Origin of the sequence: uncultured Mycobacterium sp. (assembly GCF_964249325.1) — a bacterium.
GTDB lineage: Bacteria > Actinomycetota > Actinomycetes > Mycobacteriales > Mycobacteriaceae > Mycobacterium.
In genome coordinates, this window is the sequence record NZ_CAXUCH010000052.1 from 17,560 (window position 1) to 23,560 (window position 6,001).

Here is a 6,001-nt window from a genome sequence, read left to right on the forward strand (position 1 = left end):
AGATGTAGAGCTCGACGATGTTGGAGCGGCCGCCGAAGTCGTAACTCCACACCCGGTCCAGGATTTGCGCCTTGCTCAGCACCCGCTTGGCGTTGCGCATCATGAACCGCAACAGCTCGAACTCGGTGGACGTCAGCGCAATCGGATCGCCGCCGCGAGTGACCTCGTGGCTGTCCTCGTCGAGCACCAAGTCGCCGACCACAATCTGCGCCCCGCTGTCCACCCTCGTCACCCCGGTGCGGCGCAACAAGGCACGTAGCCGCAGCACGACTTCTTCGATGCTGAACGGTTTGGTCACGTAGTCGTCGCCGCCGGCGGTCAGCCCGGCAATGCGGTCTTCCACCGCGTCTTTCGCCGTCAATAGCAGCACCGGCAGCTGCGGATTCTGTTCACGCAGTTTGCGCAGCACATCCAAACCGCTCATGTCCGGCAGCATCACATCGAGAACCACGACGTCGGGCCGATGGCTGCGGGCGACGGTCATTGCCGACGACCCGTCGCCGGCGGTGGTGACTTCCCACCCCTCATACCGCAGTGCCATCGACACCATTTCGGCGAGAACGGCTTCGTCGTCGACCACCAGCACGCTGATCGGATCGCCGTCCGCACGGCGCATCACCACACGCTCGGCCGAGGTGTTGGATTGCGTCACAGCTTCCCACTCTCCGGACAGGAATGAGCCGATGCTGTGCCAATCCTATGGGTTAGCTGTGAGAACAGCCGTGCGACACGAGCGCGCGAATCAGCCCCACGTAGCGGCAGCGCGCCTCGGCGCCGCTAGTACCAATAGCGTCTGCCCGCCACCGGCCGTCCGACCGCGCCCAGGATCCAGAGGATGGCGCCGATGACCAGCAAGATGATGCCGATCGTCCACAATATGGAGATTTTGAAGATAAACCCGAGGATGAGAAGGATCACTCCGAGAACAATCATCACGGCTCCATTTCAGTGAGGGGTTCGATGTCGACTGTCTGCATCGAACTGGACTCTGACGAAGGCTAAGTGACCTTCGGGGTTAATACCAGTAGCGTCTGCCGGCCACCGGACGTCCCACCGCCCCCAGCGCCCAGAACACAGCTCCGATTACCAGCAAGACGATGCCCAGTACGAACAACCAGTGAACAGTTTTGAAAACTATCCCAAGAATGATCAAAATGACACCGAGGGCGATCACGACGACTCCATTCCAATCACGTGTCCGATGTCGATTCCGCGCATCGAACTCGGTTGCGGCAAATTACAGTTGACTTTCGGATTGACACCGGCGTAGTTCAACGGACCTGCAACCACAGTGAGCGCCACGTTTCCCGCGGTCGCGCAGCTTGTGTCGCCTCCCTTGAAGTAATCGCGTTGCCACGCTGCGAGCACCCCGATCAACAGCCACACCAGCACAACCACGCCGATAATTCCGCCGTACCGCATGATGACCTCCGCAGTGTTCAGCCGAATCTGTCAAAATAGCGTACCCCCGCAGCAAACCGCCAAACATCACAATCTGAGCTCAAAAAGCTCGCTGTCGGCAGGATCCCACGGTCATGCGGCGATTCCTGCTAGCCGCTTGTAACGAGCTAACGACACCGCCTGCACTGCTGACTTCTGCTACAAGTAGCGACGTCGGAATACAGCACTATCGTTGAAAAACGCTGTGTTCGCGAAGGAATCCTCTCGGACGTACCGGGCGACTGCAGCTAGCCGGTTAGTCGGCCACCCGCTGAGCGGAAACGAAAACCGTTGGCGGCAAGGATTGCTCATCAGGAATGCTGCGACCATAGCGGGCCAGCATCTGCGTCATGGTCACTGAAGACGCATCCCAGCCGTGCCGGCGCAGCCAGTCGGCGACGTCGGTGCGTTCCTCGGCGTACCACAGCTCATCCACGTCCGGTATCTCGGTGTCCGTCAGACGTGCGGCCGCGGCCCGCAGGCGCTGGGTTCGCTGCCGCTGGCGTGCTAAGCGTTCAGGAGCGAGGAAATCCCCGGCGGGCGCGTTGACGGCCAACCAGCTGCCAGCGGGGCTTAGCGCATGGACACGTTCGATCAGCACATCCTGAGCCGACGCGGGCAGGTAACGCAGCAGTCCCTCGGCCAACCACGCGCTTGGCTGGGATTCGTCGAATCCGGCCTGCCGCAAATCTGTTGGCCAATCCTGCCGAAGATCGACGGGGACACTCACCTGGCGAGCTGCTGGCGCAACGCCGTGCCGCTGCAGCGTCGTCGATTTGAATTCCAGCACTTTCGGCTGATCCAGCTCATAAACCGTCACTCCGTCCGGCCAGCGCAGTCGCCAGGCGCGCGCATCCAGGCCCGCCGCGAGAATCACCATCTGCCGAACTCCGGTCTGCGCGGCATGGAGGAAGAACTCATCGAAAAACGCTGTGCGAACAGCCATGAAGTCGGTCATCGCCTGCAACCATGCCCGCACATCGGGTTCCGCGTCGACCGGAAGACTCGAGTACAGACTCCAAATCCCTTGGCCGGCGGCGTCGACGAACATTCGCGCGAACGGATCATTGATCAGCGGGTCGTCGCTCTCGGTCTCTGCCGCCCGCGCCGCGGCGACACCCAACGCTGTCGCTCCCACGCTTTCGGTTATGTCCCACGAGTCGTTGTCGGTTCGCGGCATTGCGATGCCCTCCCATCTGCCAGCAGTTCCGGACAGTACCCTTGCGTCCTGAACGCCAGCTGAACCGTCACTGTGCGTAGGTCTATGGCTGATGTGCGGCCAGCCACTCGGCCGCGCGCCGTTTCGACGCCCGTGACAGCCACGCGTCCTGGATGAGCTCAGCCAGCTCGGTTCGGCTGATTTCGGCTAACCGGCTGGCCCGCACCAGGACCGACGGATGACCGTCGAACCGGTCGGTGGTGAAGAACGGTGTATCGGGATCCTGCACCAGTGCCAGCTTGTCGCTCTCGGATTCCACCCACAGCATGATCACGTCGGAATAGCGCTCACCGGTCTCGGGGTCTACGGCGTCGGGCTGCGGGGTGCGGAAGAACACAAACGACTTGCCGCCAACCTGGTAAATCGCGTTGCCTTTTGGTCCTTCGATGCGCCGGGTATGCGGCATTGCCGCGGCGATCTGGTGAACGTCGCTGAGACGTGCTGGACGCTCCGCCATGGGCTTAGGACTGCTGGAGAAGCTCGGCCATAGCCGGGATGATGGTCTGCAGTGCCTTGAGCGGTCGCAGCATCACCTTGAACGACACGATCTGCTGCTCGTCGTTCCAATGGATGACGTCGATGCCGTTGACGTAGATGCCGTCGACGGTGGCCTCGAACTCAAGGATGGCCGATTGCTCCTTGTACCACTGTTCGACGTAGTGAAAACCATTGCCGCCCAGTAGCTTTGCGGCCGCCTTGAGATAGGCGGCCGTTTTCGCGCGGCCTTCCTGTGGAGTGAACACCGCGGGCGAGAAAAACACCGCATTGTCGGCGAGCAGCGCGTCGAGTTCGTCGGTGCGGCGGTTTTCGATCATGTCGATCCAACGTTGGATCACAGGTGGTGTCATACCGCGATCCTCGCAGACTGTCCGGCTGGGTACCTGGCTGGACTAGCGGCGTTCGTGCTGGCGTAGCTTCTGCGGCGTGGACCTGAAAGCGGTAGCGGAATGGATGTCGAAGCAGGGCTTAGGCGAGGGGCCGCTGGAGGCCGGCATCGAGATCAGCGGCGGGATACAGAACATCATGCTGCGGTTTCGCCAATCGGGGCGGGAGTTCGTGCTGCGGCGCGGCCCGCAGCACCTGCGCCCACGCAGCAACACTGTCATCCTGCGTGAGACTCGGGTGCTGGCCGCGCTCGCCGACACCGAGGTGCCGCATCCACACCTGATCGCCACCTGCGACGACACCTCGGTCCTTGGTGATGCGGTGTTCTACCTGATGGAGCCGGTCGACGGGTTCAACGCCGGCCAAGAGCTACCGCAGCTGCACGCCAGCGATGCGGATGTGCGCTACCAGATGGGGCTGTCGATGGCCGACGCGCTGGCCAAGCTCGGCGCTGTCGACCACATCGCGGTTGGACTGGCCGACTTCGGCAAGCCAGAGGGTTTTCTGGAACGCCAAGTGCCGCGCTGGCTTTCGGAACTGGAGTCGTATCGCGAATTCGAGAACTATCCCGGCCCCGACCTTCCCGGCGTCAACGACGTCGCCAAATGGCTCGAACAACACCGGCCGTCGTCATGGTCCCCGGGCATCCTGCATGGCGATTACCACGCCGCCAACGTGATGTTCTCGCGCACCGGCCCGGAGGTCGTCGCAATTGTCGACTGGGAGATGTCCACGATCGGCGACCCGCTGCTGGATCTGGGGTGGCTGCTGGCCACCTGGCGCCAGTCCGACGGGTCGAGCGTATTCAGTCATACGCTCACCGAGAAGGGTGGGCTCGCCAGCACCGACGACTTGCTGGAGCGCTACGCCGCCAACACCACCCGCGACCTGTCGCACGTCACCTGGTACACCGTGTTGGCCTGCTTCAAGCTCGGCATCGTGATCGAGGGCACGCTGGCTCGCGCGTATGCGGGCAAGGCTCCCAAAGAGGTCGGTGACCAGCTGCACGCAGCGGCGGTGTGGTTGTTCGAGCGCGCGCTGATGCTCTTGCAGGGACAAAGCTGATTGCTGGTGCAGACACCGTGACGTCAGCCGCCCGCGACGGGCTTGGCGGGAGAGAGGAGCAACTCCGGTGACAACACCGAAGGAGACAGTCGAGGAGTTCGTCGCGGCGTTCGTCTCGGCGTGGCCGGATAGGGATGCCGCTCGAGTTGCATCTTTCTTCAGCGACGACGCCGTCTACCACAACATCCCCATGGAGCCGGTCGACGGCCGGAAAGCTATCGAAGCGACCTTAGCCAGCTTCATGACCATGGGTGGACAGGTGCGGGTGGACGTTGGCCACATCGTCGCCGAAGGCGCGATCGTGATGGTCGAGCGCGTCGATCACTTTGTGGGCGACCAGCGAACGATCACCTTGCCGGTCGTCGGCGTTTTCGAGGTGCACGACGGGAAGATCACGGCTTGGCGCGACTACTTCGACTCCGCAAGGCTAGGTGGGGCTGGGTGAGGATCGTGAAACCAACTGAGGGAACCGGATGCGTCGGAGAAGGCCGCACAAGCGGCGCCTTGGTGCGGCAATCACATCGCCTACAGCGTCTGATCCGTAGACGATGTGCAACGAATACCCCAACCCCCGGAGAGTGCAGTGATTGATGTGGACGTCTTTGTGCCCGCGCATGAGCGCGCCCGAAGGGATTCGAACCCCCAACCTTCTGATCCGTAGTCAGATGCTCTATCCGTTGAGCTACGGGCGCCTGTGTTCAGTTATCTCGGTGGCTGAAGGGTCAGCCCGCGGCGGAGGCGAGAGGATTTGAACCTCCGGTCCCCGTTTAAGAGGACAACTCATTAGCAGTGAGTCCCATTCGGCCGCTCTGGCACGCCTCCCTTGGACTTTCTGAGGGTACCTGAAAGCCGCCCGACGACAATGCCGACCGTCCCGCGGCGCAAAGGGCCAGCCTGTTAGCTCCTGAACCGCCGCGGCATACCGCGTACCGCGTCGACATATGCTGTCGACGTGACCGCCCGCCTCCGCCCCGAGCTGGCGGGCCTTCCAGCATATGTGCCGGGCAAAACGGTGCATCGGGCTATCAAGCTGGCCAGCAACGAGACCGTGTTCGGGCCGTTGCCCAGCGTTCGGGCGGCCATCGAAAAAGCCACCGACATCGTCAACCGCTACCCGGACACCGCCTGCACGGAGCTGAAATCGGCGCTGGCCAGACACCTCGACTCGCTCACCGGCACGACGGGTTGGGCTCCCGAGCACGTCGCTGTGGGTTGCGGTTCAGTAAGCCTGTGCCAGCAGTTGATCCAGATCACCGCGTCGCCGGGTGACGAGGTGCTATATGGCTGGCGCAGCTTCGAGCTCTACCCGATACAAGTGCAGGTGGCTGGCGCCACCCCAATCCAGGTGCCGCGGACTGACCACACCTTCGATCTGCACGCCATGCTCGCCGC

9 protein-coding genes, 2 tRNA genes and 1 pseudogene (1 of these 12 cut by a window edge) are annotated in these 6,001 nt (G+C 62.5%); 3 read left to right on the plus strand and 9 right to left on the minus strand.

The window, feature by feature from the left end:
- The 7 genes and pseudogenes from ACFE99_RS09415 to ACFE99_RS09445 all read right to left on the minus strand — a co-directional run.
- Window positions 1-616, minus strand: a pseudogene (locus ACFE99_RS09415) (response regulator transcription factor) (it extends 89 nt beyond the left edge of the window).
- A gap of 161 nt (window positions 617-777) precedes the next feature.
- Entirely contained in the window at window positions 778-933 is a 156-nt protein-coding gene (locus ACFE99_RS09420) for a DUF6131 family protein (protein ID WP_375484567.1), read from the minus strand.
- A gap of 82 nt (window positions 934-1,015) precedes the next feature.
- Complete coding sequence (locus tag ACFE99_RS09425) at window positions 1,016-1,174, minus strand: DUF6131 family protein (protein WP_375484569.1); 159 nt, start codon at window positions 1,172-1,174, stop codon at window positions 1,016-1,018.
- On the minus strand, window positions 1,171-1,422 hold the full coding sequence (locus tag ACFE99_RS09430) for a hypothetical protein (protein ID WP_375484571.1): 252 nt from the start codon (window positions 1,420-1,422) through the stop codon (window positions 1,171-1,173). Before ACFE99_RS09430 ends, ACFE99_RS09425 begins: the two co-directional genes overlap by 4 nt.
- A gap of 274 nt (window positions 1,423-1,696) precedes the next feature.
- Complete coding sequence (locus ACFE99_RS09435; RefSeq protein ID WP_375484573.1) at window positions 1,697-2,620, minus strand: class I SAM-dependent methyltransferase; 924 nt, start codon at window positions 2,618-2,620, stop codon at window positions 1,697-1,699.
- Window positions 2,621-2,702: 82 nt separating this feature from the next.
- Window positions 2,703-3,116: an MmcQ/YjbR family DNA-binding protein gene (locus tag ACFE99_RS09440; RefSeq protein WP_375484575.1), complete on the minus strand. Its 414-nt coding sequence runs from the start codon at window positions 3,114-3,116 to the stop codon at window positions 2,703-2,705.
- A 4-nt stretch (window positions 3,117-3,120) separates the two neighbouring features.
- A complete protein-coding gene (locus tag ACFE99_RS09445) occupies window positions 3,121-3,507 on the minus strand; it encodes a nuclear transport factor 2 family protein (RefSeq protein ID WP_375484577.1) in 387 nt (128 codons plus the stop codon).
- 103 nt (window positions 3,508-3,610) lie between these two features.
- Here ACFE99_RS09445 and ACFE99_RS09450 point away from each other — a divergent pair, with 103 nt between their 5' ends.
- Together ACFE99_RS09450 and ACFE99_RS09455 are read left to right on the plus strand one after the other, a co-directional pair.
- Window positions 3,611-4,609 (plus strand): phosphotransferase family protein, encoded by a 999-nt coding sequence (locus ACFE99_RS09450; protein ID WP_375484587.1) that lies wholly within the window; start codon window positions 3,611-3,613, stop codon window positions 4,607-4,609.
- Window positions 4,610-4,676: 67 nt separating this feature from the next.
- Window positions 4,677-5,054 carry an SgcJ/EcaC family oxidoreductase gene (locus tag ACFE99_RS09455; RefSeq protein ID WP_375484579.1) on the plus strand — a complete coding sequence of 126 codons (378 nt, stop codon included), beginning with the start codon at window positions 4,677-4,679 and terminating at the stop codon, window positions 5,052-5,054.
- Window positions 5,055-5,228: 174 nt separating this feature from the next.
- On the opposite strand, the gene ACFE99_RS09460 is transcribed toward ACFE99_RS09455, so the two are convergent.
- A tRNA-Arg gene (locus tag ACFE99_RS09460) sits at window positions 5,229-5,301 on the minus strand.
- A gap of 41 nt (window positions 5,302-5,342) precedes the next feature.
- Window positions 5,343-5,431: transfer RNA gene (locus ACFE99_RS09465), tRNA-Ser, on the minus strand.
- Window positions 5,432-5,561: 130 nt separating this feature from the next.
- On the opposite strand from ACFE99_RS09465, the gene ACFE99_RS09470 reads away from it, so the two are divergent.
- Window positions 5,562-6,001 (plus strand): aminotransferase class I/II-fold pyridoxal phosphate-dependent enzyme (locus ACFE99_RS09470; RefSeq protein WP_375484581.1); only part of this gene is annotated, 440 nt, incomplete at its 3' end.